Source organism: Mycobacterium sp. (genome assembly GCF_032161845.1).
Taxonomy (GTDB): domain Bacteria; phylum Actinomycetota; class Actinomycetes; order Mycobacteriales; family Mycobacteriaceae; genus Mycobacterium.
In genome coordinates this window covers 1-2,667 of record NZ_JAVRQA010000375.1, presented here as the reverse complement: position 1 = coordinate 2,667, position 2,667 = coordinate 1, and the positions used below count along the sequence as shown (strand labels likewise).

The 2,667-nt window shown below is 67.8% G+C and carries 2 protein-coding genes and 1 pseudogene; all 3 read left to right on the top strand.

Annotation, left to right across the window (positions count from 1 at the left end):
• Positions 1-134: pseudogene (locus tag QOD90_RS20335) on the top strand (protein glxC); the annotation flags it as partial.
• The gene (locus tag QOD90_RS20330; RefSeq protein WP_526352637.1) at positions 131-1,513 is read left to right on the top strand and encodes an FMN-binding glutamate synthase family protein; all 1,383 of its coding nucleotides are present in this window, start codon (positions 131-133) and stop codon (positions 1,511-1,513) included. The pseudogene QOD90_RS20335 and the gene QOD90_RS20330, both read left to right, overlap by 4 nt.
• A gap of 91 nt (positions 1,514-1,604) precedes the next feature.
• Positions 1,605-2,667 (top strand): NAD(P)/FAD-dependent oxidoreductase (locus tag QOD90_RS20325; protein ID WP_526352636.1); only part of this gene is annotated, 1,063 nt, incomplete at its 3' end.

Below are 2,667 nucleotides of genomic sequence, written 5' to 3'. Positions count from 1 at the left end.
CCGAGCACCACGAGGAGCTGGGCACGTTGCTCGCGTCCGCGGGCTATGGGAACGACGACACCAACGCCTACACCCGTTACGGCTCGGCCAGGAACCTGTACCACTTCAACGTCGACAACGCAGGAAGCTACTGATGTACACGCCAGACGACCGGGCGCGGCTGGGCCTGCGCGAATCGGCGACCTTCGATCGGGCCACCATCGCGGCGATTCAACGTGCCGCCGATACCGGCATCTACGACATCCGCGGCTGGGGCGCCAAGCGGGCGTTGCCCCACTTCGATGACCTGCTGTTCCTCGGCGCGTCGATGTCGCGCTACCCGTTGGAGGGTTATCGCGAACGGTGCGACACCGACGTCGTTCTCGGCAGTCGAAACGCCACCAAGCCTCTGCACCTTGACATTCCGGTGACGATCGCGGGAATGTCCTTCGGAGCCCTTTCCGCACCGGCCAAGGAGGCGCTGGGTCGCGGCGCCAGCGCGGTCGGCACGTCGACCACGACGGGCGACGGCGGCATGACTCCCGAGGAACGTGGTCAGAGCAGGCACCTCGTTTACCAGTACCTGCCGTCGCGGTACGGGATGAACCCCGACGACCTTCGCAAGGCCGACGCCATCGAGATCGTGCTCGGGCAGGGCGCCAAGCCCGGTGGTGGCGGAATGCTGTTGGGGCAGAAGATCTCCGAACGCGTTGCCGGGATGCGCACGTTGCCAGAGGGCATCGATCAGCGCTCGGCGTGCAGGCATCCCGACTGGACGGGCCCCGACGACCTGACCATCAAGATCAACGAGCTGCGAGAGATCACCGATTGGGAGAAGCCGATCTACGTCAAGATCGGCGCCGCAAGGACCTACTACGACGTCAAGCTCGCCGTGCACGCTGGCGCCGACGTGGTCGTGGTCGACGGTATGCAGGGCGGTACCGCCGCCACGCAGGAGGTGTTCATCGAGAACGTGGGCATCCCCACGTTGGCCGCCATTCCGCAGGCCGTGCAGGCGCTGGCCGAGCTGGGTGTGCACCGCACCGGCGCAGCCGGGCGGACCGGGGCGAGCGGAGCGACGGGAAATGGTGAAGTACAGCTGATCGTCTCCGGCGGTATCCGCAACGGCGCCGACGTGGCCAAGGCGATGGCGCTCGGCGCAGACGCCGTCTCCATCGGCACCGCGGCACTGATCGCGCTTGGCGACAACGACCCGCGTTACTCCGCCGAATACGAAAGCCTCGGCAGCGCAGCAGGTTTCTTCGATGACTTTCAAGACGGCACCGACCCCACCGGGATCAGCACCCAGAACCCCGAGCTCGCCGCCCGGTTCGATCCGATCGCCGGTGGCCGCAGGCTGGCCAACTATCTGCGGGTGCTGACCATGGAGGCGCAGACCATCGCAAGGGCGTGCGGCAAGGCTCACGTCCGACACCTCGAGCCGGAGGACATGGTCGCCGTCACCATCGAGGCGGCCGCGATGGCCCGAGTGCCACTGGCGGGCACCGACTGGATCCCGGGGGTGCGGGCATGAACCAGCACTCCCCCGACCGCGATTTGTGTGCGTTCAGCCGCGGTGAGCGCGGCCAATTGCACACAAATCGCTCGAGTGCGTGGACGTGGGCATGACCGAGACCGCGGACGTCGTCATCGTCGGTGGCGGCATCGAGGGCGCCGCAGCGGCATGGGCACTGGCCCAGCGTGGCGTTACCGACGTGCTGGTCGTCGAGCGCAACACCGTCGGCTCGGGGATGACGGGCAAGTCCTCCGGCATCGTCCGCTGTCACTACGGGGTCAGCTCGCTGGCCGCGATGGCGAACGTCGGGCTCGAGGTCTTCGAGAACGCCGAAGAGGTCTTCGGACACGACATCGGGTTCCGCCAAACCGGCTACGTCGTCGGAGTCGGCGAACGGAACGTGGACGCGCTGCGCAAGAGCCTGGCCGCCCAGCGTGCCGTCGGCGTGCAGACCGACGAGATCGATGCCGCCGAAGTCGCCGAGATGTGGCCGCACGCGGACCTGGAACCGTTCGCCGCCTTCGCCCACGAGGCTCGCGGCGGCTTCGGTGATGCGTACCAGACCGCGCAGGCGTTCGCCGTCGCGGCGCGGGGTGCCGGGGTGCGCGTCCGCCAAGGCACCGCAGTGACGGACCTGTTGCTCGACGGCGACCGGGTGACCGGCGTGCGACTCGCCGACGGTACCGAGGTCGACGCAGGCACCGTCGTGATCGCGACCGGCGTCTGGACCCGAAACCTGCTGTTGCGCTATGGAATCGACATGCCCATCCGAGTCGTGCTCGAGCAGATCGTCATGATCGCACCCGGCGTCGAACTCGGCCCGGTGCCCGTCTTCTCCGATCTAGTGTCCCTGCAGTACATCCGGCCCGAGCCGGGCGGTGAGGTGCTGTTCGGCAACAGCGATCTGTCGCACGTCCAGGACGCCGACCCCGACGACTACCCGAACCGGGCCACCGAGGACTTCGTCGACGTCACGATCGACCGGGTGAGCACCCGCTTCCCCGGCTTCACCGACGCCGCCATCACCGGCGGCTACGCGGGTTGTTACGACGTCACCCCGGATTGGAACCCGGTGATCTCGCGAACCGGGATCGACGGGCTGGTGGTCGCTGCCGGATTCAGCGGACACGGCTTCAAGATCGCGCCCGCGGTCGGCAGGCTCATCGCCGACC